The sequence below is a fragment of the Gilliamella sp. B2887 genome, assembly GCF_026537015.1.
Lineage (GTDB): Bacteria > Pseudomonadota > Gammaproteobacteria > Enterobacterales > Orbaceae > Gilliamella.
In genome coordinates, this window is the sequence record NZ_JAFNMX010000003.1 from 113,800 (window position 1) to 140,783 (window position 26,984).

General features: G+C 33.9%; 31 protein-coding genes and 2 pseudogenes. 17 read left to right on the forward strand and 16 right to left on the reverse strand.

Features of this window, described 5'->3' with window-relative positions; translation table 11 throughout:
• Window positions 1–6: 6 nt before the first annotated feature.
• The 6 genes from rpmJ (at window position 7) to rplQ (ending at window position 3,146) form a co-directional block, all read left to right on the forward strand.
• On the forward strand, window positions 7–120 hold the full coding sequence (gene rpmJ, locus J3U13_RS03915; protein ID WP_025314403.1) for a 50S ribosomal protein L36: 114 nt from the start codon (window positions 7–9) through the stop codon (window positions 118–120).
• A 169-nt stretch (window positions 121–289) separates the two neighbouring features.
• A complete protein-coding gene (gene rpsM / locus J3U13_RS03920) occupies window positions 290–646 on the forward strand; it encodes a 30S ribosomal protein S13 (RefSeq protein ID WP_267340280.1) in 357 nt (118 codons plus the stop codon).
• A 15-nt stretch (window positions 647–661) separates the two neighbouring features.
• On the forward strand, window positions 662–1,051 hold the full coding sequence (gene rpsK, locus J3U13_RS03925) for a 30S ribosomal protein S11 (RefSeq protein ID WP_025314405.1): 390 nt from the start codon (window positions 662–664) through the stop codon (window positions 1,049–1,051).
• A 42-nt stretch (window positions 1,052–1,093) separates the two neighbouring features.
• Window positions 1,094–1,714 (forward strand): 30S ribosomal protein S4, encoded by a 621-nt coding sequence (rpsD, locus tag J3U13_RS03930; RefSeq protein ID WP_267340281.1) that lies wholly within the window; start codon window positions 1,094–1,096, stop codon window positions 1,712–1,714.
• 25 nt (window positions 1,715–1,739) lie between these two features.
• A complete protein-coding gene (locus J3U13_RS03935) occupies window positions 1,740–2,729 on the forward strand; it encodes a DNA-directed RNA polymerase subunit alpha (RefSeq protein WP_065738256.1) in 990 nt (329 codons plus the stop codon).
• Between the two features lie 27 nt (window positions 2,730–2,756).
• On the forward strand, window positions 2,757–3,146 hold the full coding sequence (rplQ, locus tag J3U13_RS03940; RefSeq protein ID WP_267340282.1) for a 50S ribosomal protein L17: 390 nt from the start codon (window positions 2,757–2,759) through the stop codon (window positions 3,144–3,146).
• A gap of 167 nt (window positions 3,147–3,313) precedes the next feature.
• Here the strand turns inward: rplQ and J3U13_RS03945 are convergent, their stop codons facing one another.
• From J3U13_RS03945 to slyD, 3 genes are all read right to left on the reverse strand, one after another.
• Window positions 3,314–3,517, reverse strand: a complete 204-nt coding sequence (locus J3U13_RS03945) for a SlyX family protein (RefSeq protein WP_267340283.1) — start codon at window positions 3,515–3,517, stop codon at window positions 3,314–3,316.
• Between the two features lie 50 nt (window positions 3,518–3,567).
• Entirely contained in the window at window positions 3,568–4,239 is a 672-nt protein-coding gene (radC, locus tag J3U13_RS03950; protein ID WP_267340285.1) for a RadC family protein, read from the reverse strand.
• 166 nt (window positions 4,240–4,405) lie between these two features.
• Window positions 4,406–4,975 (reverse strand): peptidylprolyl isomerase, encoded by a 570-nt coding sequence (gene slyD / locus J3U13_RS03955; RefSeq protein ID WP_267340286.1) that lies wholly within the window; start codon window positions 4,973–4,975, stop codon window positions 4,406–4,408.
• Window positions 4,976–5,310: 335 nt separating this feature from the next.
• On the opposite strand from slyD, the gene ppnP reads away from it, so the two are divergent.
• Complete coding sequence (gene ppnP / locus J3U13_RS03960) at window positions 5,311–5,604, forward strand: pyrimidine/purine nucleoside phosphorylase (protein WP_267340287.1); 294 nt, start codon at window positions 5,311–5,313, stop codon at window positions 5,602–5,604.
• A gap of 157 nt (window positions 5,605–5,761) precedes the next feature.
• Here the strand turns inward: ppnP and fabI are convergent, their stop codons facing one another.
• Window positions 5,762–6,550, reverse strand: coding sequence for an enoyl-ACP reductase FabI (gene fabI, locus J3U13_RS03965; RefSeq protein WP_267340288.1), 789 nt, complete (start codon window positions 6,548–6,550; stop codon window positions 5,762–5,764).
• Window positions 6,551–6,676: 126 nt separating this feature from the next.
• Between fabI and tehB the strand changes: the two genes are divergently transcribed.
• Window positions 6,677–7,606 carry an SAM-dependent methyltransferase TehB gene (gene tehB / locus J3U13_RS03970; RefSeq protein ID WP_416380570.1) on the forward strand — a complete coding sequence of 310 codons (930 nt, stop codon included), beginning with the start codon at window positions 6,677–6,679 and terminating at the stop codon, window positions 7,604–7,606.
• A gap of 43 nt (window positions 7,607–7,649) precedes the next feature.
• Here the strand turns inward: tehB and fmt are convergent, their stop codons facing one another.
• Window positions 7,650–8,612: a methionyl-tRNA formyltransferase gene (fmt, locus tag J3U13_RS03975; protein WP_267340290.1), complete on the reverse strand. Its 963-nt coding sequence runs from the start codon at window positions 8,610–8,612 to the stop codon at window positions 7,650–7,652.
• Between the two features lie 273 nt (window positions 8,613–8,885).
• Complete coding sequence (locus J3U13_RS03980) at window positions 8,886–10,763, reverse strand: SLC13 family permease (RefSeq protein WP_267365734.1); 1,878 nt, start codon at window positions 10,761–10,763, stop codon at window positions 8,886–8,888.
• A 249-nt stretch (window positions 10,764–11,012) separates the two neighbouring features.
• On the opposite strand from J3U13_RS03980, the gene J3U13_RS03985 reads away from it, so the two are divergent.
• Window positions 11,013–12,734, forward strand: coding sequence for a thiamine pyrophosphate-dependent enzyme (locus tag J3U13_RS03985; protein WP_267340294.1), 1,722 nt, complete (start codon window positions 11,013–11,015; stop codon window positions 12,732–12,734).
• Window positions 12,735–12,841: 107 nt separating this feature from the next.
• Here the strand turns inward: J3U13_RS03985 and edd are convergent.
• Both edd and J3U13_RS03995 read right to left on the reverse strand, forming a co-directional pair.
• Window positions 12,842–14,613, reverse strand: a pseudogene (edd, locus tag J3U13_RS11470) (phosphogluconate dehydratase).
• Between the two features lie 66 nt (window positions 14,614–14,679).
• Window positions 14,680–15,180 carry a gluconokinase, GntK/IdnK-type gene (locus tag J3U13_RS03995; RefSeq protein ID WP_416380252.1) on the reverse strand — a complete coding sequence of 167 codons (501 nt, stop codon included), beginning with the start codon at window positions 15,178–15,180 and terminating at the stop codon, window positions 14,680–14,682.
• Window positions 15,181–15,492: 312 nt separating this feature from the next.
• Here J3U13_RS03995 and gatA point away from each other — a divergent pair, with 312 nt between their 5' ends.
• From gatA to J3U13_RS04035, 8 genes and pseudogenes are all read left to right on the forward strand, one after another.
• Window positions 15,493–15,942 carry a PTS galactitol transporter subunit IIA gene (gene gatA / locus J3U13_RS04000; protein WP_267340296.1) on the forward strand — a complete coding sequence of 150 codons (450 nt, stop codon included), beginning with the start codon at window positions 15,493–15,495 and terminating at the stop codon, window positions 15,940–15,942.
• A 20-nt stretch (window positions 15,943–15,962) separates the two neighbouring features.
• Window positions 15,963–16,247 (forward strand): PTS galactitol transporter subunit IIB, encoded by a 285-nt coding sequence (gene gatB, locus J3U13_RS04005; protein ID WP_267340297.1) that lies wholly within the window; start codon window positions 15,963–15,965, stop codon window positions 16,245–16,247.
• Window positions 16,248–16,251: 4 nt separating this feature from the next.
• Entirely contained in the window at window positions 16,252–17,634 is a 1,383-nt protein-coding gene (locus tag J3U13_RS04010; RefSeq protein ID WP_267340298.1) for a PTS galactitol transporter subunit IIC, read from the forward strand.
• Between the two features lie 99 nt (window positions 17,635–17,733).
• Window positions 17,734–18,777, forward strand: a complete 1,044-nt coding sequence (locus J3U13_RS04015) for an alcohol dehydrogenase catalytic domain-containing protein (protein WP_267340299.1) — start codon at window positions 17,734–17,736, stop codon at window positions 18,775–18,777.
• Window positions 18,778–18,870: 93 nt separating this feature from the next.
• Window positions 18,871–19,644: a DeoR/GlpR family DNA-binding transcription regulator gene (locus J3U13_RS04020; protein ID WP_267340300.1), complete on the forward strand. Its 774-nt coding sequence runs from the start codon at window positions 18,871–18,873 to the stop codon at window positions 19,642–19,644.
• A 720-nt stretch (window positions 19,645–20,364) separates the two neighbouring features.
• Window positions 20,365–20,586, forward strand: a complete 222-nt coding sequence (locus J3U13_RS04025; protein WP_267340301.1) for a hypothetical protein — start codon at window positions 20,365–20,367, stop codon at window positions 20,584–20,586.
• Between the two features lie 152 nt (window positions 20,587–20,738).
• Window positions 20,739–20,918, forward strand: a pseudogene (gene kbaY, locus J3U13_RS04030) (tagatose-bisphosphate aldolase subunit KbaY); the annotation flags it as partial.
• 388 nt (window positions 20,919–21,306) lie between these two features.
• Window positions 21,307–21,639, forward strand: coding sequence for an HAD-IA family hydrolase (locus J3U13_RS04035; protein ID WP_267340303.1), 333 nt, complete (start codon window positions 21,307–21,309; stop codon window positions 21,637–21,639).
• A 246-nt stretch (window positions 21,640–21,885) separates the two neighbouring features.
• On the opposite strand, the gene agp is transcribed toward J3U13_RS04035, so the two are convergent.
• The 8 genes from agp to agaW form a co-directional block, all read right to left on the reverse strand.
• Window positions 21,886–23,133, reverse strand: a complete 1,248-nt coding sequence (agp, locus tag J3U13_RS04040) for a bifunctional glucose-1-phosphatase/inositol phosphatase (RefSeq protein WP_267340304.1) — start codon at window positions 23,131–23,133, stop codon at window positions 21,886–21,888.
• A 69-nt stretch (window positions 23,134–23,202) separates the two neighbouring features.
• The gene (locus J3U13_RS04045; RefSeq protein WP_267340305.1) at window positions 23,203–23,769 is read right to left on the reverse strand and encodes an endonuclease/exonuclease/phosphatase family protein; all 567 of its coding nucleotides are present in this window, start codon (window positions 23,767–23,769) and stop codon (window positions 23,203–23,205) included.
• Between the two features lie 292 nt (window positions 23,770–24,061).
• Window positions 24,062–24,193, reverse strand: a complete 132-nt coding sequence (locus tag J3U13_RS11475) for a hypothetical protein (RefSeq protein ID WP_416380634.1) — start codon at window positions 24,191–24,193, stop codon at window positions 24,062–24,064.
• A gap of 186 nt (window positions 24,194–24,379) precedes the next feature.
• Window positions 24,380–24,664 carry a hypothetical protein gene (locus J3U13_RS04050; protein WP_267340306.1) on the reverse strand — a complete coding sequence of 95 codons (285 nt, stop codon included), beginning with the start codon at window positions 24,662–24,664 and terminating at the stop codon, window positions 24,380–24,382.
• Complete coding sequence (locus J3U13_RS04055) at window positions 24,661–24,783, reverse strand: hypothetical protein (RefSeq protein ID WP_267340307.1); 123 nt, start codon at window positions 24,781–24,783, stop codon at window positions 24,661–24,663. Before J3U13_RS04055 ends, J3U13_RS04050 begins: the two co-directional genes overlap by 4 nt.
• Before the next feature lie 85 nt (window positions 24,784–24,868).
• Entirely contained in the window at window positions 24,869–25,306 is a 438-nt protein-coding gene (agaF, locus tag J3U13_RS04060; RefSeq protein WP_267340309.1) for a PTS galactosamine/N-acetylgalactosamine transporter subunit IIA, read from the reverse strand.
• 9 nt (window positions 25,307–25,315) lie between these two features.
• A complete protein-coding gene (locus J3U13_RS04065) occupies window positions 25,316–26,212 on the reverse strand; it encodes a PTS system mannose/fructose/sorbose family transporter subunit IID (protein ID WP_267340311.1) in 897 nt (298 codons plus the stop codon).
• Window positions 26,202–26,984, reverse strand: a complete 783-nt coding sequence (gene agaW, locus J3U13_RS04070) for a PTS N-acetylgalactosamine transporter subunit IIC (RefSeq protein ID WP_267340313.1) — start codon at window positions 26,982–26,984, stop codon at window positions 26,202–26,204. Before agaW ends, J3U13_RS04065 begins: the two co-directional genes overlap by 11 nt.

Below are 26,984 nucleotides of genomic sequence, written 5' to 3' on the forward strand. Positions count from 1 at the left end.
AAAAACATGAAAGTTCGTGCTTCAGTCAAGAAATTATGCAGAAATTGTAAAATCATTAAACGTAATGGCATTGTTCGTGTCATTTGCGTTGAAGGTAAACATAAACAACGTCAAGGCTAATTATTTAGTTGCGAAGTTGTAACTTTTGCATATTTTACTTGCCAAAGTATAGTAAAGCTGGCTAGAATAGCCAGCCTAAATTTATTTGTAAAATCGCTGTTTGAGTATCCTGAAAACGGGCTTTTCAGTATAGTGATTTTACTAAACATTAACAATAAAGGAGTGCATAGTGGCCCGTATAGCAGGCATTAACATTCCTGATCAACAACATGCTGTAATTGCTTTACAAGCAATTTATGGTATCGGAAGTACCCGCGCTAAGACAATTTGTGCTGAAGCTGGTATTCCAGAACATGTTAAGATCAGAGAACTATCTGAAGATCAGATTGAAACGTTACGTGAACAAGTCGCTAAATTCACAGTTGAAGGTGATTTGCGTCGTGAAGTAACTATGAGTATCAAGCGTTTATTAGACCTTGGTTGTTATCGTGGCATGCGTCACCGTCGTGGACTTCCGGTTCGTGGTCAACGCACTAAGACTAACGCTCGTACCCGTAAGGGACCGCGTAAGCCAATCAAGAAATAATTGAGGTATAATTAAATGGCAAAGACACCTGTTCGTACACGTAAACGTGTTAAAAAGCAAGTTTCTGATGGTATAGCTCATATTCATGCATCATTTAACAATACAATCGTAACTATTACCGATCGTCAAGGTAATGCGTTGGGTTGGGCAACCGCTGGTGGTTCTGGTTTCCGTGGCTCTCGTAAGTCAACACCTTTTGCAGCTCAAGTAGCCGCGGAGCGTTGTGCTGAAGCCGTCAAAGATTACGGAATTAAGAATCTGGAAGTTATGGTAAAAGGACCTGGTCCTGGTCGTGAGTCAACAATTCGTGCATTAAATGCAGCGGGTTATCGCATCACTAATATTACTGATGTTACTCCGATTCCTCATAACGGTTGTCGTCCACCAAAGAAACGTCGTGTTTAATTTTATTAAACATTGAATGTTTAGGATTATTGGAGAAATAAAATGGCAAGATATTTGGGACCAAAGCTCAAATTAAGTCGTCGTGAAGGTACAGATTTATTCCTTAAGTCTGGTGTCCGAGCGATTGATAGTAAATGTAAATTAGAACAAGCTCCTGGACAACATGGTGCGCGTAAACCGCGTTTATCAGATTATGGTGTTCAGTTACGTGAAAAACAAAAAGTTAGACGTATTTATGGAATCTTAGAACGTCAATTCCGTAATTATTACAAAAATGCTGCGCGTATTAAAGGCAATACCGGGGAAAACCTACTTGGTCTTTTAGAGCGTCGTTTAGATAACGTTGTTTATCGTATGGGATTTGGTGCAACTCGCGCTGAAGCTCGTCAATTAGTTAGTCATAAAGCTGTTCTTGTTAATGGTCAGGTAGTGAACATTGCTTCTTATCAGGTTTCACCTGAAGATGTCATTAGTGTTCGCGAAAAATCAAAAAAACAAGCACGTATTAAAGCCGCTTTAGAGTTAGCTGAACAACGTGAAAAACCAACATGGTTAGAAGTTGATGCTAGCAAAATGGAAGGTGTATTTAAACGCTTACCAGAACGTTCAGATTTATCTGCTGACATCAACGAACATTTGATCGTCGAACTTTACTCTAAGTAAAGTTTAGCACTTAAGAGAGGACATAATGCAGGGTTCTGTAACAGAGTTTTTAAAACCTCACCTAGTTGATGTTGTTCAATACAGTCAAACTCATGCTAAAGTGACTTTAGAGCCACTTGAGCGTGGTTTTGGTCATACTTTAGGTAATGCACTACGCCGCATTTTATTATCATCTATGCCGGGACATGCAGTAACCGAAGTTGAAATTGACGGTGTTCTGCATGAGTACAGTACTAAAGAAGGCGTTCAAGAAGATGTGCTTGATATTCTGCTTAATTTGAAAAAATTGGCAGTTCGAGTACATAATAAAGATGATGTTATGCTGACTTTAAATAAATCAGGTATTGGTGCGGTAACTGCATCGGATATCACTCATGATGGTGATGTTGAAATTGTTAATCCTGATTTAGTAATTTGTCATCTTACTGATGCCAATGCTTCAATTAGTATGCGTATTCGTGTACAACGAGGACGTGGTTATGTCCCTGCTTCTGCTCGTGTCAAGTCAGAAGATGAAGATCGACCAATTGGTCGTTTGTTAGTTGACGCATGTTATAGTCCTGTTGAGCGTATCGCTTATTCTGTCGATGCTGCTCGTGTGGAACAGCGTACAGATTTAGATAAACTGGTTATCGATATGGAAACAAATGGTACAATCGATCCTGAAGAATCTATTCGTCGTGCATCAACAATTTTGGCTGAACAACTTGAAGCTTTCGTTGATTTACGTGATGTACGTCAACCTGAAGTTAAAGAAGATAAACCGGAGTTCGATCCAATTCTTTTACGTCCAGTAGATGATTTGGAATTAACCGTTCGGTCTGCTAATTGCTTAAAAGCAGAAGCAGTTCATTATATTGGTGATTTAGTGCAACGTACTGAAGTTGAGTTACTGAAAACTCCTAATCTTGGTAAGAAATCGCTTACTGAAATTAAGGATGTGCTCGCATCTCGTGGTTTATCTTTAGGCATGCGTCTTGAGAACTGGCCACCAGCAAGTATTGTTGAAGACTAAGATAAAATTTATAAGAAGGATAAAGTTATGCGCCATCGTAAAAGTGGTCGTCAACTGAACCGAAATAGCAGCCATCGTCAAGCAATGTTTCGTAACATGACTAGTTCACTTGTTGAACATGAAATCATCAAAACTACATTGCCTAAAGCAAAAGAGTTGCGTCGTGTTGTTGAACCGTTAATTACGCTAGCCAAAAGCGATAGCGTAGCTAATCGCCGTCTGGCATTTGCTCGTATCCGTGATAAAGATACAGTGAAAAAATTATTTTCAGATTTAGGTCCACGTTTTGCTACCCGTCCTGGTGGTTATGTACGCATTTTAAAATGTGGTTTCCGTGATGGAGATAATGCCCCAATGGCTTATATTGAATTAGTTGATCGCCCTGCAGTAGAAGCAGCAGAAGCAGCAACTGAGTAATTATAAAATCATTGTGTACAAAAACCGGCTATAAGCCGGTTTTTTATTAATCAAATATAGGTTATTCATTTGTAGGAGATGGTATATTTAAATAACAAATAATTAACTTTATTATTGTGTTTTCAGTTAAAAATTCAATGTAGTCACTATAAAATGTACAATACATATTAATAATGTGGCGGTGGAGTCTCTTCAGATAAGTTAGCAATATTTGACACTTGTGTAGCTTGAAGTTTTTGTGATAACAACGTTAATTGTTCTTTAAGTTTGCTGATATCCGATTGTAGGTTAACCACCATCTGATTCAATTCTTCAATGGTCATTTCTTGAAATGCAACTTTTGTTTCTAGTAATTCTAATTGATGTTTCATAAAGCGTTTTTTTAATTCGATTCATTTTTTTATATTGTAAGCAAAAAAGCTTATGAAATCCATCCACGTTCGGCAAAAGAGACATATTCTCCTTTACCTATTACAAGATGATCAATAACTCGGATATCAATCAACTCACAAACTTGCTCTATTTTTTTAGTTAATATACGATCAGCCTGACTTGGTTCAGCCATTCCTGATGGATGATTATGCGCTAAAATCAAACCTGCTGCATTATGTTGTAATGCTCGCCTAGCGACTTCCCTCGGATGCATTTCGACACAATTGTAGGTACCTACAAACATTTCTTCAGATGTAATTACTTGATGTTGATTATTTAAAAAAATCACCATAAAAATCTCACGATCTTTATTCGCTAATCGGCTGGCCAAATAATGATGTGTTAAGGATGGTGAGGAAAGAAAGTTTTCATTTGCCATTTTAACTCTAAGATATCGATGTGAAAGTTCAATGACTGCTTTTAATTGTGTGTATTTAACTGTTCCTAATCCATGTTTATTACAAAATTCACTATGACTTGCATTAATTAAGTTATATAAGGAACCAAATTCACTTAATAATTGTTGAGATAACTGTAAAACAGGTAAATTACGCGTACCAGTACGTAAAAATATTGCTAATAATTCAGTATCACTTAAGGTTTCTACTCCAAATTTCAAAAGCTTTTCGCGGGGCATTAATGTTGGATGTAGTGCAGGCATAATACAATTCCTATTATTCAAAACTGAATTATTGGTGAAATAATAAATTAGATAAAATAATCAATAAAAGTATTATGAACTACTTCACAAAAAAAGAGAAATTTTGCACAATAGAAAAAAAGCGCCTAACAGCGCTTTTGAAATATTGTAATCATTGTCGAAATAATTAATGACAACCACAACCACCGTGACTACCACCACAACAAGCATGGTTATCGTCTTCTTCATGATCATGTTCACCACAGCCACAACCGCCATGCCCATGATCGTGACCATGTTCACCATGAATATGTCCATGAGCAATTTCTTCTTCTGTTGCTTCACGTATAGCTAATACTTCACCTACAAACTGTAAATCTTGTCCGGCTAACATGTGATTGCCATCGATAGTGATACTATCTCCATCAATAGCTGTTATTTCCACCGGCAGCGGTCCATGCTGTGTATCAGCAAAAAAACGCATGCCAACTTCTAATTCATCTACACCAACAAAAACATCTCGCGGAACATTTTGTACAAGTGCATCGTTAAAATCACCATAAGCATTAATTAGCTCAATATCAAATTTATCACCGATTTGATGACCTTCCAATGCTTTTTCTAAATCCGGTAATAAGTTTTCTGCTCCATGCAAATATTCACAAGGTGCGGCTTTAGTTGCTTCATCAACTAGTACACCATCTTTAGTTCGAACTTGAAAAGTTAAACTGACAACTTTATTTTTTGCTATTTTCATTTTTTCTCCAATAAACTTTTATTGAGCAAATTAAGTTAGATTTTAACGGAAAAAATCTAATCTGTATGCTATTTTCTTTTTAAAAAAATTTGGGATGAAATTAAGGAAATTTTTTAATCTTCTATAAAATTTTTTCGATAAAAGATGCTTAAATCTGTTAACATCTGTAATATACTTAGCTCTATTTTATATTGTTTTGTATAAATCTATCATTGCTGAATTAAAGTTGTTCTGTTTCATTTTTTAATAATACATGTTTGGAGATGAATCATTTATCAATAAATTACTCAATTCAATCAAAATTCGAAACTAACTAAAAATTATAAGGAGTGATTGTGTTAAATATAAAACAATATTTTAATGGTAAAGTTCAGTCCATTGGCTTTCAAAATGCGTCTGTTGGTCAAGCATCTATTGGAGTAATGCTACCAGGTGAGTATATTTTTAGCACCGATAATCCTGAAGAAATGACTGTGATTACAGGCTCATTGAAAGTATTATTACCTACAGCAAAAGATTGGCAGATTTTTGAAATGGGGCAAATTTTTCATATTGCAGGAGAAAGTCAATTTGATGTTGTTGTTGTAGAACCTACAGCTTATTTGTGCCGCTATTTAGCAAAATATTAAATTATCCTTAATACTTTTCATGTTCTTGCAATATTCAATTCAGTAGCTTTACTGATTGATAGGAATAAATATCACTGTTCATTCGTTTTTTAGCAGATTTTAACTTTACTATGAACCATTCTCCCGTAACTTTACGGGAGAATAATGATATTGGGAATTATTTGAGTTCTAACTCATTCATTGCAGCGATACTAAATCCACCATCGACGTGTACAACTTCGCCAGTAATACCTGATGCAAGGTCTGAACATAAAAAGGCTGCTGAATTACCAACATCTTCTATTGTAACCGTACGGCGGATAGGAGTAACAGATTCGCAGTGCGATAACATTTTTTTGAAGTCTTTAATGCCTGATGCGGCAAGTGTACGAATTGGACCAGCTGAAATTGCGTTAACACGTACTCCTTCTGGTCCCATGGCGTTTGCCATATAACGAACATTTGCTTCAAGCGATGCTTTAGCTAATCCCATTACGTTGTAGTTAGGAATTGCACGTTCAGCCCCTAGGTACGAAAGTGTCACTAATGCTGAATTTGGATTTAACATTGGACGACATGCTTTAGCCATAGCCACAAAGCTGTATGAACTAATATCATGAGCGATAGTAAAGCCTTGGCGTGTAACCGCATTAACATAATCACCATCTAATTGGTCACCTGGAGCGAAAGCGATTGCATGTACAAATCCATCAAATTTGTCCCATGTTTTTTCTAGTTCAGTAAAAAGCTCAGTAATGCTTTCATCATGTGCTACATCACATGGTAACACGATTTTAGAAGCAAAATCCGCAGCAAACTCTTCAACACGAGTTTTCAATTTATCATTTTGATAAGTGAAAGCTAATTCAGCACCTTCACGATGCATAGCTTTTGCAATACCATAAGCAATAGAACGATTACTAGCAACACCGGTAACAAGTATGCGCTTACCTACTAAAAATCCCATAAATTTTTCCTCTAATATTTTAGCTATATAGTTTAGGATGGTGATGATTATATGTTGATAAAGTAAACTTCGCCACAATAAATTTAGTTTTAATGATTTTGTTTTGGTGACTGAGTGACCAGCAAAATGTTGTTTATATCATCAATAGTTGATTATAATAGTCAACTATTGGTTTATTTAACTCGCGATGAAATTTTGAAAAACCTAATTTGTTATAAAATATCATCTGTTTGGTATGCTAAATCATTACCGCAATCATTTCATGAAAAACATAATATGCAAGTTGGTACTTGGGCTAAGCTTCATATCCTGGTAGGCAGTATAGATTTAGAAATATTAACAGAAAAAGGAAAAATACAATCGAAACATCATTATGATGTTTTCCATCAGCCTGCTTTTATTTTGCCTCAACAATGGTATCGCATCGCTCAGGTATCTGAAGATTTGCAATGCCAACTATCATTTTATTGTTTACCAGAAGACTATACTTTTAAAAAGTATCAAATGACTAAAACACATTCTGAAGTACTAGCGGCAAGCAAAATTATTCCGTTAGGAAAAGTATTGGATTTAGGTTGTGGTTCAGGACGTAATTCGCTCTATTTACAGCTAATTGGATTTGATGTGACTGCCGTTGATAAATCCGAATTGAGTATTAGTAATTTACACCAAATCATCAATGATGGAAATTTAAAGCGCCTTAGTACAAAGGTATATGATATCAATCAAGCAAATTTAGAAGGCGAATATGATTTTATTCTTTCAACTGTTGTCATGATGTTTTTGCAACCTGAAAAAATCCCTAACATTATTGATAATATGCAAAAATTGACTAAATCGGGAGGGTATAATCTTATTGTCAGTGCCATGTCGACTTCTGATTATCCTTGTTCTGTTGGTTTTTCATTTACGTTTAAAGAAAATGAATTGCGAGATTATTATCAGGATTGGAAAATACTGAAATATAACGAAAATGTTGGGGAGTTACATAAAACAGATAGACATGGTAATCGAATTAAATTGAGGTTTGCGACTTTGCTAGCTAAAAAACGGTAATAATTACAGGATGGATCATCCTGTAATTTTTTACATTGATCAATTAATTGTTATTTAGTTTTTCACCAACAACAAACCAAGCTTTACGAGAGTTTAATAAATCTTGAGCTGACATCGGTTTTTTGCCTGCGGGTTGTAAAAGTGTCATATTCAATGCACCGTCGCTTGTTGCAATGCATATCCCTTGTTTGTCTGCTTGTAAAATAGTACCGACTGGTTGATTGTGGGATATTGTTATCACTTCTGATTGCCATACTTTTACTGGTTCGCCATTTATTTCAAAATAACTAACAGGCCAAGGATTAAAGGCACGAACGCATCGTTCAAGTTGCTGTGCCGATAAATTCCAATCAAGTTTAGCTTCTTGTTTAGATAATTTTTCAGCGTAAGTAACTTCTGATGGATTTTGTTTTTTGGGTTGAATTTTCCCATCGGTAATCAGTGTTAATGTATCAAGTAGTCCTTGTGGACCTAATTTCGCCAGTTTGTTATATAACGTTGCACTGGTATCATAAGGTTCAATTGGACAGGTGAGTTTATATAACATATCACCCGTATCAAGCCCAGCATCCATTTGCATAATCGTAATACCTGTTAAAGTATCACCGGCCCAACAAGCGCGTTGAATAGGAGCGGCTCCACGCCACCTTGGTAATAACGAACCATGCACATTTAAACACCCAAGTTTTGGGGCATCTAATACTAATTGTGGTAAAATCAATCCATAAGCTACAACAACCATAATATCAGCATTTAGATCAGTAATGATTTTTTGATTTTCTAGTGTTTTAAGTGTTGAAGGTTGATAAATCGGAAGATCATTTTCTAATGCCAATTGTTTAACTGGACTAGCTGTTACTTTGTTGCCTCGACCTGCAGGACGATCAGGCTGTGTTAAAACTGCAACTACATTATGATTAGAATCAATTAATGCTTTTAAATGAGTGGCTGCAAAGTCAGGCGTACCAGCAAAAATGATATTTAACGGTTTAATTGTCTGTTGCATAAGTTTTATATCCATAATAAAAAATAATGATTATAATCGAAATTTCATTGAGAATCTTTAAACAAAAAAAGGGGCTATTATTTGTTACAGAAAAACCTTATTTTCGTATAGCATTATGTTGAATTAAATTACGAGTAAAATGATAAAGGTATGTTACGATTGATCATACCTTCTTTTTAGCAATCTAATACTTTCTGTGTTAATTTCATTGCATCTTGATACAAGATCCCAAATCAAAACATTCGTTTTAAGCGATCAAAATACCATTCATTTTTAAAAAGGGAAAAATATAGGTACTAAAGCAATATCTACAATCATTACCAAAAAGGTTAAAGGAATGCCAACTTTAACAAAATCACTAAAACTGTATCCTCCTGGTGCAACTACCATGGTTTTAACTGGTGAAGAAACAGGTGTAATAAACGACGCTGATGTTGCAATGGCGACTGTCATAGCAAAAGGATAAGGTGAGTAGTTAAATTTAATTGCTAAATCAATCGCAATTGGAGCAATTAAAATCGCAGTTGCAGTATTAGAAATAAATAACCCTACCGTTGAGCACAATAAAAAGATAAAAGTTAATATCATATATGGACCAAAAGATCTTAGGTGAATTTCTAACCATTCAGATATTAGCGAAATTCCTCCCGTTTTATTTAAAGCTACAGCGAAAGGCATCATCCCAATAATTAAAATTAATGTTGGCCAATGAATGGATTTATAAGCATTAGACATGTCAATGCAACGAGTGGCTCCCATTAATAGACAGGCAATGAGCGCAGCAACTACATTCGGTACAATACCTGTAACCATTAATAGAATCATGATTGTTAAATTTATTAAAGCTGCGGGAGCTTGTGAACTTGCAGGTGCGATATCATCAATATCAGCAGGGTAATCCAAGACCACAAAATCATTAGTGCGTGTTTGCAGTTTCTGAATTGATCCCCAATCTCCACATACCAATAATGTATCACTCATTTCTAAACGTTCTTGGAATAAGTTATTAGTTTCAACTGGAGCATGATTTCGCCAAATACCAATTACTGTTAGAAAATATTTTCCTCTGAAATCTATTTCATTGAGTGTTTTACCACACAGTGTTGATTCCGGTAGTAGTGCGACTTCGGCCATACCTACTTCTTTAACTTGTTCAGAAAAATATTCACCTCGTAAAATTTTAGGTTCAAGATTGTTTGTTGTTAGAAATGTTCGGTAATCGGCTTCTGAATGCGACATATCCAATAATAAAATATCATTTTCACGAAATTCGGTCGAACCATTTACTGGTATTAATACTTTATGAAATTTTCGCCAACGTTCAATACCAATAACATTTACACCATGTTCAGTGCGTAAATGTAAACCATCAATAGTTCTTCCTACAAAAGGCGAACCAGCTAATATCTGTGCGCGGTGAGCACGACCAATCAATTTATAGTCTCGAATTAGATCAGTTATTTTTCTTCTTTGTGGTTGAATATTTGTTGGTGTAACTTGTTCTGCGGTAAGCAACCAATTGCGTGTTAATATACAATAAATAACGCCAACAATTAAAACACCAATACCAATTGGCGTAATTGAGAAAAATCCGAACTCTTCTAGTGTGGCACGACTTAGCTCACTGTTTACTACCAGATTAGGCGCGGTAGCGACTAATGTCATCATGCCACTAATTAATGCTGCAATACAAAGAGGCATCATTAATTTTTTAATATGAATACCAGTATGATTAGCAATACTAATAGCTACAGGAATAAATATAGCGACAACCCCTGTTGAGCTCATTACTGAGCCAAGTAAAGCGATGCCTAACATGATGCAAGTGATAATTCGAATATCATTTTGACCGGCTATTTTAAGAATATATTCGCTCATCTTGTATGAAATACCCGTTCTTACCAAGCTTTCACCAATAACAAAAAGTAGTGCGATTAAGATAATATTGGGATCACTAAATCCAGAGAGTGCTTCAGTAGGCGTTAACACCCCCGTCATGGTGATTGCTGTAATTGTAAGTAATGCAATTATATCCATTCTTAACTTACTAATTGAAAATAAGATAATGGCAATACATAGCAATATACAAACAATAATTAGAGGGTAATGTTGGGTTAAATAATCAGGCAAAAAAGCAGTAATAAATGACATTAAGCCATGCTCAGATGACAAATTTTTCACAAAAATAACTCAATGAGGTAGATTTTATTTTATACATAATACCTTGATTTATTGTAATAGGGAATATTTTCTATTGCTATTTATTCAACAATAATTGATCATTTATTACATTTTTAACATTTCTTGCTAATTTTTTATAACCTATTCGTATTAACCAAACTTTGGTGTAATTTACCGAAGTTAACTTATTCAACTAATAACCCTTTTTTAGGAGAAAATATGACATCAAAGAAAACAGTTGCGCAAATTATAGTTGATATTTTGGGTGAAGCTGGTGTTAAACATTGTTATGGTATTGTAGGTGATACATTAAATCAAATTACTTCTGCTATTGAAAAAAGTGATATTGAGTGGGTTCACGTTCGACATGAAGAGGTTGGAGCTTTTGCAGCCGGAGCAGAAGCTTATCTCACTGATCAAATTACGGCTTGTGCTGGTTCTTGTGGACCCGGTAGTTTACATTTCATTAATGGTATTTATGAAGCACAAAGAAATAGAGTTCCAGTCATTTTATTAGCTAGTCAATTAATTACTTCACAACAAGGAAACGACTTTCCACAAGAAGTAGATTTTGAATCGGTTTATAAAAATTGTTCCGTATTTTGTCGGGAAATTAGTGATGCAACTCAAGTCAGAGAAATTACTACTGCTGCTATTCAAGCTGCTATTAATCGACGCGGTGTTGCTGTATTGGTAATTCCTTATAATATTAGTTTAGAGAAAGTAGAAGATAAAAGTGGTCATAAGATTTATCATCCTAAACCAATAATACGCCCATCAGATAAGGAATTAGCTGAAATCGCAGATATTATAAATAAAAATCAAAAAGTGACCATCTTTGCTGGTCAAGGTGTCTATGATGCTCATAATGAGCTTATTGCATTTGCCGAAAAAATAAAATCGCCTATTGTACATACCTCTAGAGGTAAAGATTTTGTTGAATATGATAATCCATACAATGTTGGTATGACAGGAATGTTTGGTGTTAAATCAGGAACTATGGCAATTAAAGAGTGTGATGTTCTTATTATGTTAGGTACTGATTTTGCTTGGTCACAATTTTATCCAAATCATGCCAAAATTATTCAAATCGATATTGATGCAACTCACTTAGGACGACGTCACCCAGTAAGTATTGGTGTTGTTGGTAGTAGTAAACCAACTTTAACTGCTTTGTTACCTTTAGTTAACGAAAAAAAAGATACTAAATTTTTAGAAACATGCCAGGCATTATATAGTAGTGCCATGAGTAAATTGAATAAGAAAGCATTGGCTTCCAAATCAACTATCCATCCTCAATATTTAACTGAACTAATTGATAAATATGCAACAGATGATGCCGTGCTCTGCGCTGATGTTGGTTCGGCTATGGTATGGGCTTGTCGGCACTTTAATACTAATGGTAAAAGACGAACCGTCATTAGTTTAAAACATGGTACTATGGCAAATGCCATGCCGCAAGCTTTAGGTGTTCAAAAAGCGTTTCCTAATCGTCAAGTGATCACCTTATCCGGAGACGGTGGCATTAGTATGTTATTGGGCGATCTATTAACGACAATCCAAGAAAAATTACCAATAAAAATTATCGTACTTAATAATAGTTCACTTAATTTTGTAGAATTAGAACAAAAAGTAGAGGGATTAATTAATCACTATACTGATTTACAGAATCCTGATTTTGCTAAAGTAGCTGAATCGATGGGGTTATTTTCAATAAGGGTTGATGATTCAGATCTACTTGAAGCAGCAATGCAATCATTTTTAACTCATGATGGACCAGCGCTTTTGGACGTTAAAACGAGTGCTGATGAACTTGTTATGCCCCCTGAAATTCATGCTTCGCAAGTCATGGGGATGGCACTTTACAGTATGAAAGCTTCTTTGAGTGGAAAAATTGGCGACGTAATGAATTTATTGGTTGATAACTTTATCAAAAAATAATTTATAACGTTATTATTAATAATCTTTGTCAAAAAGTTTCAGGTTAAGAATACATTTCAGTATATTTTTTACTGATCTCTGCCGCATTTTGCGGCAGAAGAACTCATTTAGAAACTTACTGCACCTTCTTCAGCAGAAGTTAAATTTTCACGAATGATAGAAAATAGTTCTCGCCCATAACCGAGATGTGAATTAGATAAGTCAAAGCGATAAGGCTGACGTTTAGCTAGATTGTTGCGTCTACTAATAATGTTATTTCTCCAGTTAGTCCATTAACTCTAATCATATCTCCATTTTTTATTTTACTTAGTAAACCGCCATCATAGGCTTCTGGTGTTACATGTATTGCTGCTGGCACTTTACCTGATGCTCCTGATAATCTATCATCGGTTAATAAGGCAATTTTATACCTTCGATCTTGTAAAACTCCCAAAGGTGTTATTAATTTATGCAGTTCAGGCATACCGATTGCTTTAGGGTCTTGAAAACGAACCACTACAACACAACTTTTATCTAAGTTGCCTGCTTTATAGTCATCATCTAATTCATATTGACTATTAAAAACAACGGCTGGAGCTTCAATGACCTGATGTTCAGAAGCAATAGCAGAAGTTTTCATTACTGCTCTACCAATATTGCCTGACATCACTTTTAATCCACCATGTGAGTTAAAAGGTTTTTTTATTGATGCAATTACATTTTCATCTAATGATTGATTTGGACTTTCTCAGAAAATGAGTTTTCCATTTTTTAATATTGGCTCTTTGATATAATGACTCAATCCTCGACCCATAACCGTTTCTACATCTTCATGTAATAAGCCACCTTTAAGTAATTCTCTAATTAACACTGAAGTTCCACCTGCAGCTTGAAAATAGTTAATATTAGCCACTCCATTTGGATAAATTCGACATAAAAGTGGTACTACTGTTGAAAGATCTGAAATATCGTCCCAATTAACAATTATGCCTGCAGCTTTAGCTATTGCGACGATATGCATTGTTAAGTTAGTTGAACCGCCTGTAGCAAGTAAGGCAATTAAGCCATTGACAATGACTTTTTCATCAACCATTTTTCCAATAGGCTTATAATAAGCTGATTGTTAAGTTAACCGAGTAATCTGTCTCGCTGCTGCATTGGTTAACTCGAAACGTAAAGCCGTTTCTGGGTTGACCAATGCAGCTCCCGGCAAGGGTAATCCCATTAATTCTATCACCATTTGGTTACTGTTTGCCGTTCCATAAAAAGTACAAGTACCACTAGAATGATAAGATGCAGCTTCTGATTCTAATAAATCTTCACGCGAGGCTTTTCCTTCAGAATAGAGTTGACGTATACGAACTTTCTCTTTATTTGATAGTCCAGAGGGCATAGGTCCAGCTGGTACAAAAATTGTGGGTAGATGACCATAGGTTAGAGCCCCAACTAATAAACCCGGTACAATTTTATCGCATATGCCAAGGTATAACGCACCGTCAAACATGTTATGTGCAAGACTAACAGCAACCGACATCGCAATGATATCTCAACTTATTAATGATAGCTCCATTCCTGGTTCACCTTGAGTTACTCCATCGCACATTGCTGGTATCCCTCCTGCGATTTGGCCAACTGCTCCAACTTCATGTAAGACTTTGCGAATTTGTTCTGGATAGAACTCATAAGGTTTATGGGCTGAAAGCATATCGTTGGAAGAACTAATAATAGCAATATTACTTTTTAAAATATTTTTTAGATCATTCTTATCATCAAGATAGCAGGCTGCAAAAGCATGTGCTAAATTACTACATGGCAATTTAGAGCGGGTAACTTTGTTAATCATCGCATCTTCAATTTTTTGCAGATAGGCTGTGCGAGAAGCTTTAGAGCGTTCAATAATTCGCTGTGTTACATTGTTGACAGTTGAATTAACATTAACCTATTGTATAATTTATTATTTTATATTCTATTTTTTGCGCTGGCATGTTGTGCTTATTAACTGTTGGGTATCATGCACAACCCCTTCTAAAGATTGTTCTATATTGACGGTATACACATCTTTTTCATCAACAGTGGGTTCTTCAAGAGTATCAAATTGCGATTGTAACATCCCTGTTTTTTGATAATGGTCCTTTCGTTTTGCTAAACGATCAGCAATTACATCATAACTACCTTTTAAATAGATAAAGTGTACATTTTCGTTTTTACCACGGATAATGTCCCTATATTTCCGTTTCAAAGCTGAGCAGATGATAATTGAAATATTATTAATGTTGCTCATAGCGAATGCCGCATTACTAATCAAATCAAGCCAAGGAAAACGATCTTCATCATTTAATGGTGTTCCACTACGCATTTTTAAAATATTTGCTTTAGGATGCAAAAAATCACCATCAAGAAATGCTGCATCAAGATTATATGAAACTTGCTTGGCAACTGCGGATTTACCACTACCAGAAACACCCATTAATATAAAAACTTGTTTGTTATTTTTCGTCACAGTGGCTCCTTAATATGCAAATTGTTACGGGTAACATTTTTGCATATTAAGTATTTTTTTCAATTTAAAAACCTTCTTTTTGTGATCGTGATCATACTTTTCTTCATAAACAAAAATAATTACAAGTTTGCGTTTTGATCTTTATTTAAAAAATAGATTTCGATCACAAAAATATAAAAGTCTATTTGCTTTTTAAATCGAAAGAAAATAATCTTTCGTTAAATATTTTGTTTTCGAAAGTTAAAAAAGTTAATAGAAGTACAACAATGGAGATTTAATATGAACAAGTGTCAGCTTATTTTCGAAGACAAGCTCAAATTTAACAATGAGCGAGAAGCATTAACGTATATTAGCGAGCATTTACAGCAGAAAAATATTGTAAAAAAAAGCCATTTAAAAGCATTAATTGAAAGAGAAGCCTTATTTCCCACAGGTATTGCACTTGATGGTTATGCTGTAGCTATTCCACATTGTGAGGCTCAACACGCTAATACACCTGCGATTTTTATTATTCGCACACAATGCCCAGTAGCTTTCAATCGAGCTGATGATGACGGTACAGTTGATGTTTCCCTTATTATTTCATTAGTTGTAACTTCCCCCGAAGCTCAACTTGATTTGTTGAAAGCGCTTTTTTCACATTTACAGAATAAAGAATTCTATCACTTCTTATTAAAAGCGCCACAAAATGAAATTATAGAGCATTTTAGTAAAGTGATATTTAATTAAAAAGTGAGTTAGGAGGCATTATGAAAAAGAAGATTATTGTTGCATGTGGTGGTGCGGTTGCAACATCAACTTTAGCTGCTGAAGAGATTAAAGATTTATGTAAAGAAAATAATATTGAGTTGGATCTTATTCAATGTCGGATTAATGAAATTAACACTTTTATTGATGATGTCGATTTAATTTGTACCACAGCAAGAATGGATCAAACTTTTGGTAACATTCCTATTATACATGGCATGCCTTTTGTTTCAGGTATTGGAATAGATCAGCTAAAAGATAAAATACTAGCGATATTAAAGGGATAAATCTATGTTTAGTGAAATTATGCAGTACATTTTGGATCTTGGTCCGTCAGTGATGTTACCCATTGTCATTATTCTATTTTCATTAGCGTTAAGAATGAAAATGGGAGATGCCTTAAAAGCAGGTATACATATTGGTATTGGATTTGTTGGTATTGGTTTAGTTGTCAGTTTACTAACAAGTTCTGTTGGTCCTGCAGCTCAAGCAATGGCCGAAAAATTTGATATTAGTTTGAATATTGTTGATGTGGGGTGGCCAGGAACTGCGCCGATGACTTGGGCTTCACAGATAGCCTTGGTTGCGATACCTATTGCTATCGCAGTAAATATTGTCATGTTATTGGCAAAGTTAACACGAGTAGTCAATGTCGATATTTGGAATATATGGCATATGACATTTTCTGGGGCATTAGTTTATATCGTAACGAGTTCTTATTGGTTAGGTATTACAGGTGTTATTATTCATGCTATTATTGCCTTTAAATTGGGTGATTGGTTTTCTAAAGATACTAAAGAGTTTTTTGAACTTGAAGGGATTGCTGTTCCTCATGGTACATCAGCTTATTGTGGTCCAATTGCTGTGTTTATTGATGCTGCGATTGAAAAAATACCGGGCATTAATAAGATTAATTTTAATGCTGTTGATATGCAAAAACGGTTTGGTGCGTTTGGTGAACCCGTAACCGTTGGCTTATTTATGGGCATTATATTAGGATTTTTAGCTGGATATGGCGTGAAAGAAACATTACAACTTGCTATTCAAACTGCTGCAGTAATGTTATTAATGCCACGTGTAATTAAGCCAATTATGGATGGTTTAACACCAATATCCAAACAAGCTCGCAAACACCTACAATCAAAATTTGGTGGACAAGAATTTCTTATCGGTTTAGATCCTGCCTTACTGTTAGGACATTCAACAGTTGTCTCTGCTAGCTTAATTTTTATTCCTCTAAGTATTTTCATTGCCATTATTTTACCAGGAAATGAAATTTTACCATTTGGTGATTTAGCCACTATTGGCTTTTTTATTGCAATGGGTGTGGCGATTCATCAGGGTAATTTGTTTAGAATCATTATTTCAGGTTCAATTATTATTGCTATCACGCTTTGGATCGCCACACAAATGGTCCCATTAACAACTCAACTTGCAATCAATGCCGATATTATTACTGATGATAATAGTATTAGTGTTGGGGCAATGGATCAAGGTGGTTCTCCAATTACTTATATGATGGTTCAGTTAGTGAACTTAACACAACCTATTGGCTTTTCTTTTATTGGATTATTTTACCTTTTTTGTCTATTTTTAACTTGGAAGCGAGCGAAAAAATACGAATTCTTTTTAAAAGAACAGCAAATAGTGCAGACAGATAAAATAAAAAATTAGTCTATAAGCCCTATAAATATCTGTAATTTTGTGACTTTCACGAAGTATCCGTGAAAATCATATTTCAAAATAATGTGATGACTAATTAAGGAAAATAAAATGAAAGCGGTTGTTGTCAATGAAGGGGGATCTCTATCTGTACAAGATATTGACATGCCCAAAATTACATATCCAGATCAAATTTTAGTAAAAGTTGCTTATAGTGGATTATGTGGATCAGATATTCCTAGAATATTCCATCATGGTTCGCATTTTTATCCTATCACGCTGGGACATGAGTTTAGTGGTACGGTTATTGAAATAGGCGATGGTGTAACTGAATTTGACGTTGGGGATTTAATTTCTTGTGTACCATTATTACCATGTTTTAAATGTGATGAGTGTCAAAAGCATTATTATTCACTTTGTAAAAATTATACCTTTGTGGGATCAAGAATAACAGGCGGTTTTGCTGAATATATTGTATTAAATAAAAAAAATGCATTTAAATTACCCAAAGGAGTAAATCTTCTTGACGGAGCCTTTTTTGAACCAATGACTGTAGGAATGCATGCTCTACTATTAGCTGATGGCTGCCAAAATAAACATGTCGTAATTGTTGGTGGTGGAACAATCGGACTGCTTGCTATGCTTTGTGCTAAGGCAATGGGGGCGAGCTTTATTGCTGTTTTAGATATTAATGATGAACGGCTGAATCTGGCAAAACGACTAGGTGCTGATGCTATTTATAACTCTAAAAATGTTAGTGTTGATGAGATTTATCAAGCCTTATCTCCTCAACGTTTTGAGCAAATCGTATTAGAAACAGCTGGTTCATCAATTACGGTTAGATTAGCCATTGACATTGCAGGTCCTAGATCTAAAGTGGTTTTAGTTGGTACTGTTCATGATGATTTTACCTTACCAGAAAAAACATTCGGGCTTATTTTACGAAAAGAGTTACAAATTTTAGGAAGTTGGATGAATTATTCTGCACCATGGCCTGGTAAAGAGTGGCTATTGGTAAGTCAGTTTTTTGTAGAAGGTAAGATAAATCTTAATGAATTGATAGCGGTGATTGCTGATTTTAATACATTTATTCAGGAAGTGATAAATTTAAATGGGCAACCAATGAAGGGTAAAATTTTATTAAATTGCAGTTAAAAGTTTGTTTCAAATTAGCTATGAAAAATGAAAGCTTATCTTTTGATTTTGTTTGTTATACACTGCTTAATAATTTTCGAAAAAGGAAATATTATGAATGCAAGTGAAAGACGTCAACAGATAATTGAACTTCTCAATATGCAAGCAACGGTATTAGTAAGCGACTTATCGGAACAATATGAGGTTTCAGAAGTCACAATTAGAACAGATCTTCGATTATTAGAAAAACAAGGTGAGCTAACACGATTTCATGGTGGCGCAACAAAAATCATCAATCATAGCGATATAAAGTCTTTTAAAGAGTTGCAGTTAGAAGAACGGTATCAACGATTTATTGAAGATAAAAAACGAATTGCAATTGAAGCAGTCAAACATGTTAAACAAGGCGATACTATTATTTTAGATAGTGGTAGTACCACCATGTTGATAGCCGAAGAGCTGGTTAAATTAAAAAATATTACTGTTATAACAAATAGTCTTACCTCAGCTTTTATACTCTCTGATAATAGCGACATAATGATATTTATGTGTGGTGGGACACTTAGGCATAAAACCCGATCTTTTCATGGAAAAATTGCTGAGCAATCGTTAGAGGGCATTTCTGCTGATATTTTATTTGTTGGTGCAGATGGTATAGATGCAAAAAGAGGAATAACAACTTTTAATGAAGGGTACACAATCAGCAGTGTGATGGCTAATACCGCAAAAAAGGTGATTGCAGTACTAGATTCATCTAAGTTTGGAAGAAATGGCATCAATGTAGTTTTACCACTGAATAAGCTTAATACTATTATTACAGATATCAATGTTGATAGTAAATATAAGCAAGAATTTAGAAAACAAGGTGTTAGCTTAATCGCTGTTTAATATTTTTGTTGATAATTGGAAACCAGATTAAAGTAGACTTAATGGATCTAAATTTTTTAAAGATAACGAATTTCAGTTTATTTATTTAAGTATTGTTTGCATACTTACTTAAAATGAATCTTATCTAAAAAGTTGATCATTTAAAATGGTTGTTCCTCCCAACAATATTAATTTGTAGGTGAGAATATGATATTAACAATTACGATGAATCCATCGGTGAACTTATCATACCCATTAAATAAATTTATCATTAATGATATTAATCGGGTATCTAATGTAAAAAAGACGGCTAGTGGTAAAGGACTTAATGTTACCAGAGAAATTAAATTTTCAAATATATCCAAATACAATTAGGTAAAGATAACATTGATTATGATTGTTATATTACAAAGCAGAAATCAAGAAACTGTATTGCAATCTTATATGTAGGAAACCAAAACGAAATTTTAGAATCGGGTCCAGAATTCGATATACAGGAAGCTAATCTTTTTTAAAACACTATCAAACGTTGCTTGAAAAATCAGACCTTGTGACCATTTCAGGTTCATTATTTCAGGGTTTTTCCATCGATTTTTATGTAAGTTTAATTGAATAAGCTGCTAAATATCAGATTCTTGTTTTGCTTGTTTTTCTAAAAAAATGTTTCATGCATCGCTCATTTCAAAACATAAACCCTATTGAATAAAACTCAATAAAGAAGAATAAAAACAAATTATTCAAATGGATATTGATGATAGTAATAATAATACATTAACAAAAGCACTTAGTCATTCTTTGTTAGAGGGTATTCCTTTCATGATTATTTTGATAGGTAAAAAAGAGGCGTTTGCTTGTTGTTATAACCAATTTTATCAAGTCACAATTCTTAGAATTAACGTAGTTAATACTGTTGGTTCAGGTGATGATGTCATGTTATCTGGTTTTGCAGTAAGTTTACATTAAAATGAATCAATAGATGATATGTTGAAACGTGCTATAACGATGGATATGTTAAATACAATGGAATCACAGAAAGGGTTTTCAACATGAGTAATTATGTTCAATAAGTTAAATTTAAAAAATATATAAATCATAAGGTTAATTAGGAATAAATTATGTATCTTATTTCCACATCAAGAGAAGTTAAAAAGCTCAGCGAGAACAATATGCTGTGCCCGCTTTTAATATACACAACCTACCTTGAGACGATTCAAGTTGTAATTGATGCAGCAACACCCGCCACTTATCACTATGCTGGTACGCAGTATTTAATCAATATTTGTAAAAATGCAGCGTAAATTCATCATTTTCCATTTGTGTTACATTTAGATCATCATATTCTGACATTTTAAAACAAGAATTTAAAATTTATCCCGATACTAATGATCTAAGGCATTATATGCAATCGGCTAAATCAGCTATGAAAAAAATTGTAAAAGATAAGATTCGTATTTGTGGTAGTGCTGGGAAATTGTAGTACGCAAACAAAGGGTATTTGATTTAGATGGGATATTAGTCAATTCATTACCAGCAGTTGAGCGTTGCTGGTTAGTATTAGCTTATCGTCATAAACTTAATCATTCATATGTATTAGAAACTATTCATGGTCGTAAAGCTATCGATAACATAAAATTATTCTTGCCTAATAAATAAGAAAGTTTTATCAAGTAAGAGTATCGTTGGATGGAACAATTAGAGGCTCAAGATGTGAAAGATATTAACCACAAATATCTGGCGCTAGTTATTTCTTACGCCAATTATTTTCACTTAATATTCCTTGGGAATTGTAACCTCAGGTTCAAAAAAGTTGCTGATCCTCGTTTTGGCCTTCTTAATGTAGCTAAACCAAAAGTTTTTATTACCTGTGAAATGGTGATTAATACTAAGCCAGATCCTGATGGTTATTTACAAGAAGCAAATTTACTCGGATTACCTTCTGATAAGTGTATTGTTTTTGAAGATTCTAAAGTGGGGATTGAATCTGCATTTAATGGCATTGTCAAATTATTAGTGTAAACTCTACTAATTCACTTGGTGATAATTGTATGGTAGATATTTATTCTTTTGGCGAGCGTTTAATTAAAAAATTAAACATGAATGATTTTGTAATATTGAAAAGTAATTTATAAAATATAATTGATAAAGTTATCTATTGCTTTGTGTGAGTAACCTTTGTATCCGAAAATATTGTTGTCACATAATTGTTGATAATACATTCAATTTTACTTAATTTGAATATATTATCAACGGATTTAGACATTATTAATTTATATTGCTTATGAATTTTTTAAAGATTGAAAACGAACAAAAACCCATTGTGTCAATTGGACAATTTTCCATTGCTAATGTTACTTTATGGGGTGGATTATTACGATTTAATTGAGTTAGATTTCGGATTTGATCGGTTGATTGATAAAAATATTCAATTTTCATCAATGTTTTACCACTATAATTATCTCGCCATTTTTGGAACACTATTTTGCCACCAATTGGCGTTTTTTCAAATTGATCCGGCAGTTTATAAGATTTAATTTTTAATGCTGATAATAATGATGCTACATTAGAATCATGGCCGACTAAAAGAGTAAATTTAGTATGATTATTTTCAGAGAAAGCTTGATTAATATAGTTAATTAAATTTGCGGCAACCTGTTTAGCAATAATAGGTGCGCCAAATAAAACTGAATTGTAATATTCTTTTATAGAAACTAATTGTTCAAATTTTTGATTGCTTTTGATCTTTCCCCAAGCAATATCTTGCAATGGTGCGCCTTCATAGTACTGTAAAATAAAGGCATCTGCGATTGATGTCCCAATTCGAAGTGGACCAGTTATGCCGGGCTCCTTACCTTTTTCAATAATAAATTGAGTTGGTAAATTGGTAAAATCACACTGTTTATCGGTCAAACAATTAGTTGATTGAGTATAATTTAGGATGTTAGACAGATCTTGATAAGTTTGATTCAGTTTTTGATTTAACCCTTCAATACCTTTTTCATTAGCTGTTTGGTTGATTGAAATGATTGCCATTTTTTTAAACTTAGGGTTATCATCACGAATTACAGGAAAAAATACGGGATCCATGGTACCTAATTTTTCCTTATGCATAATTGGGATAATACAACCTGGAAAAGCTCCAACCGTAAAGTACTGACCGGTAGCGATAGTACGTTGTAAACTGTTGGTGTAAATATACACTTCATGTTCACTTGGGCAGGTATTTCCAGTTAAAAGTTTATTATCAATAAACCATTCACTAAAGTAATGACCAAAATAACTTTCTAGTACCCCTCCTCGAGCAGTTAAATAACTTGTAGGTGTATCCCATTGTGGCCATTGATTTGGTGTAATTTTACCAAGTGTACTTGTTGGACTGGAAAGTGGCGCTCTTAAACCATGTCGGCTAAATACGATTACTTGTTCTAAGGTATACTTATCTAATGTTTCTATTGCTTGTACAGAGAAAGATAAAACAAAAGACAAAGCTAATATTATTTTTAATTTCCTCATAAAAAACCTCTTAATTCACTTTTAAAGAGATAATATCACCATAATATTTCTGTTATAAGTGGTCGGTGATCACTTACAATTTTTTTCAATTAGGTAGTGTGCTTTTACATTGTTAATATCCAAATTTTTGATAAAGGTATGATCGATTTCTACTTGTCTTTCTCCATCTTTATCCCACAAAGTTCTTGATGGAAATAAGATTTTATTTATCATTTTTTCTAATTGGTTCCAATGTGAAGTCAAATATTGAATGAGTGTGTTATCTTTACTATGATCAATGTTTGAATTCATGTATTTAGTCGGTGAACTGTTGGTTGGAGTGGTATTAAAATCGCCCGCCACTATTAGTGGTAATGTTGATGACTGAACATAGTCAATAATGGCTTTGGGTTGTAATGTCCTTTCTTCAAATGAGCGATAGAGATGTACTCCTATAACATTGAGATTTTTTCCATTAATATTAACTGTTGTCATCAAAGCAGTCTTTGGTTCTGAACCTTTTGGTAAAGAGATATTATATGAATCAATGATAGGGTAACGACTCATAATTCCTATGCCATATTGTCCACCATCATAATCGAAAAATGCATTAAATTTATAATACTTTAAGTGAACTAGTTTTACTATTTGAGCCAATTGATCAACATTGTTGGTTCGTTGGTTTTATCATCAACTTCTTACAATACAATAATATCAGCTCTTTCTGTGATGATTATATTGGCAATGCTTGCCGTGCTAATCCTTCCATCATGCTTTTCACTATGATGAGTATCAAATGACATAATTTTGATTAAGTCAGCATCAGTAATAGTACTTATACATTCTAATAATACTATAAAAGTGATGAAAATTGATTTGATAAACATTTTTATTCCTAAGAAAAGAACATCGTTGATTCTTACTTTGATGAAAAAATTTTTATGGATTTTTAAATCAAAATATCGTTAACATCTACTGATATTCGATAAACAATCTTGCCATTTACTATAGTTGCCAATAGTTGATTATTCGCATTTAAAAGTACTAGATTAGCTTGTTTTCCTATGGCAATATCACCCAAGTAATGATCTATGCCTAATGCTTTTGCTGGATAAGAACTACCATGTTACCATGCTTGTTCAAATGAAATCTTCGCATAATTAGCAAGATTATTAACTCCACAATTTATTGTTAAAGTACTTCCCGCTAGCCCTCCATCTTTTGTACGTACAACATCATTTTGGAGATGTACTTTTAATTTGCCTAATTAATAATTACCATCAGACATCCCTGTTGCTCTCATTGCATTGCTAATTAATAGTAAGTTTTTGCCACAACATTTATAAGAGATATTAACTGCGGCAGGATGTACATGATGACCATCTATGATAATTTGAGTTTGGCAATTATCAATTGTTAGTGCTACACCAACTACAACTGGATTACGATGATGCAATCCTGACATGCCGTTATAACAGTGCACAACCCCACTGGCACCAGCAAGTAGTTCCGCTTTTGTTGTTTGATAGTCTGCATTAGTATGCCCAATCATGACTCTGATTGACTTTCTGTAACAGTCGTAGCTAAAAACGCACCAATACCATGTTGTACTAAGAAATGGCTCATTGTATTAAGTGCTTCATGTATTGCATCCATTATATCTGCGTTCATTACTCCATGAAAATGTGGGTATCTATTAATGCAGGTAAAATTTTGATATTGTATGAACAGACTTTATTTGCTTGCCTATATTTTTTCAAATTCCATCTGAATATTCCTTTTTATCAATTGATTTTCTGTGGTTTTCACTCCATAAGCTGGTTATGCTAGATTTACCAATATCTAATGCTCTCAGACGAAAATTTTCAGCATCTAATTCATCACGTTGTAATAACATTTCTAATAAAATTGGTAAATTTGTACCACTAATTATCTCAACATGATTAAATTGATAGTTTAACCGTGCGGCTAATTGAAATGGAGTGCCTCCTAAGATATCAGTAAAAAATATTACACCATCACCTTTATCACACTTTTTTAAGGCATCAGTGAGTTGTTGTTCTAGTATCTTAGTACTCATCCCATCTGGGAAGTTAATCGCAGTAAACTGTGCTTGTTTTCCAATGATTTGTACTACAGCTTCATAAAGACCAGTGGCAAAGCCACCATGACCTGTTAAAATAACACCTAACATAATCAACCTCTATAAGTAACCAACTAATTTACCAAATATGCCAATTACCACTGTTAAACCGATTAATTTTACAGGCGAGAAATTACGTTTCATTAAATAATAGACAAATAATGTAAATCCTAACGGTAATAAATTTGGCATGAGTTTATCTAATACGTCGGCTTGTAGAGCAATATGTGCTTTACCAGCATTGATCTCTAATGGTGTGGATAGATGTACATAAGAAGCCACTAATGCACCAATAACTGTCATACCGATGATTGATGCTGCATGTGAAATGCGTTTTGTATGAATTTTTAATAAAGGTAATGCGCTAGTACCAGCATGATAACCATAATGAGCAAGACCAAAACGTAATCCGAAATGGACTAAATTAAATATTAATAAAAATATTATTGGTCCCAAAAAACTACCTTCTAGTGCTAATGAAGCACCAATTCCAGCACAAATAGGTAACAATGTTAACCAAAATAGTGCATCTCCAATACCACCTAAAGGTCCCATTAAAGCAACTTTAATTGAACGTATTGATGAAATATTTTCTTTACCTTTTTCCATTGCTAAAACTAAACCAGATAAAAAGGTAACATCAAACGGATGGACATTTATAAACTCCATGTGCATATGCATTGAGTTTTTTAAGTCATCTGAGTTTTTATGAATTTTACGTAGTGCAGGCAAAATAGTATAAAGCCAACCTCCAGCCTGCATACGTTCATAATTAAATGAGGCTTGTAAAGCTAAGGAACGAAATGCCATTCGATTAATGTCAACTTTAGTTAATGTTACATTTTGACTTTGATCAATATAAGTATCAGTTGATACTTTGCTTGTTGACAATGATTGTTCCATACGTTTTTCTGCTTTTGCTGCCATTTTGCTGTCATTTTCGTCATTAAATACCATTTTCCACCTCTACAGAACTTGCCTGTACTGATTTGTTATTATCGTTATTGACTTGGCTATCATTAAAGAAATCAATCATCGCTATTGCTAAAGCACCTAATGTAATTGCTAAAATTGGTAAGTTAAGGTATGTCACACTAAGAAAACCTAGAATGAAATAAGCAATATATGTTTTTTTCATCATAATTTTCATTAACATAGCAAAACCGATTGCGGGCATCATCCCACCAGCAATGCTCAATCCATCAAGTAACCATTGTGGTGATTTTTTTACTAAATCTGTTGCCATATCAGCGCCAAAGTAAATTGGTAAAAATGCGACAATAAAATAAAAGCAAAACAGGATAATCATGCCAAGATAATTGACACATTCAATACCTTTAAAATTAAGTTGATCAACATAGCGATCACATTTGTGCATCATTGGTGAATAGATGGTAAATAAGATAGTAATGCAACCTTGTACCGTTATAGCAAATGGTACGGCAATACCAATGGCAACTTTAGGATCGGCATGAGTTAAAATTGCAAAACTTGTACCAATTACTCCGCCAATGACAACATTAGGTGGTTGCGCTCCTGCTAATGGTACCATTCCCATCCAAACTAGCTCTAATGAACCTCCAACATATAACCCTGTTTTTATATCACCTAAGATCAATCCAACTAAAGGACCAATTACAATAGGTCTATGTAAATGAGTTAGCCCATCAAATAAATCTACACCAGCAATACCTGCTAGTAGTCCAATTAATATTGCATCGATTACCAT